Source organism: Burkholderia sp. FL-7-2-10-S1-D7, from assembly GCF_001524185.1.
GTDB classification, from domain to species: domain Bacteria; phylum Pseudomonadota; class Gammaproteobacteria; order Burkholderiales; family Burkholderiaceae; genus Burkholderia; species Burkholderia diffusa.
In genome coordinates, this window is record NZ_LOWY01000061.1 from 1 (window position 1) to 895 (window position 895).

The following is an 895-nucleotide window of genomic DNA, read 5'->3' on the forward strand; positions in this document are numbered from 1 at the left end:
AAACCGCGCATAGGGCACGTTGTATTCGATGACCTCGGCGAGGCTGTCAGGAAAGACCATGCAGACGAGCCAGATCAGCTTGCCGAGCACGAGCCAGGGCTTGCGCAGCCAGTCCTTGGCGGTGGGCAGGTCGGTGCGGAACTTGGTGGCCCAATCGCGGTAACAGCGCAGGAAGGTCTGTTTGCGTGACAGGCGCGGCGGTATGGGCGGAGGCTTGGGTAGTGCATCCGCGCCTTCGTCCATGAAGAGTTGCAGATAATCCCAAAGCTGTTTGGCAGATGTGCCCTGATCGCGCCAGCCCAAATTGCCGCAGGAGACGCAGATTTCCTGCGGCGGGGTGCGTTCCGTGTCGATGCCGATCAGGTAGAGCGGATAGCGGTCGGAATAGCCGGCGGTACTGGCGAGTGGGACGTATCCGGCGAAGGCCTGGAGGGCGTCCCAGTCCAGCGCCGTGAAATGTTCATCGTAGGGGCTGACGACATAGAGCTTTCGTGTGCCGCGATGGAGGCGCACGAAGCTGCCCCTGAAGCGGCCAGAAAAGTTTCGGAAGCAGAAGTACAGCGCGATGGCGATCGTAACAGTGAGGAGCACTCCAAAAAGCAGATGGCCCCAATTTGTCGACTTATCCAATGCTCGGAGAGAGACAGCAAGCCCCGCGCCAACGAGTAGCGCTTTGCCGATAAAGCTTGCCCACACATCCCGCACGATGTTGCCTTGAAGTGCCAACTCGACGCATTGGTCGCTCACGCGCCGTACGCCCAGTTCCTGCTGTAGCAGGTCAGGCGTGCTGGGGATGGCATGGCGATCCGGTGTGCCACGCCACAAGCGGGTGGCGCCGATGAGCAGGCTGGTGGGCAGGCGTCGGAGTGGCGGGGTAGCTTGATGCATGTCAGCC

General features: G+C 61.3%; 1 protein-coding gene. It reads right to left on the reverse strand.

Going from position 1 to position 895, the window contains the following annotated elements; all coding sequences use genetic code 11:
* On the reverse strand, window positions 1-895 hold an 895-nt coding region (locus tag WS75_RS34205; RefSeq protein ID WP_218919277.1), incomplete at both ends, for a DUF6708 domain-containing protein.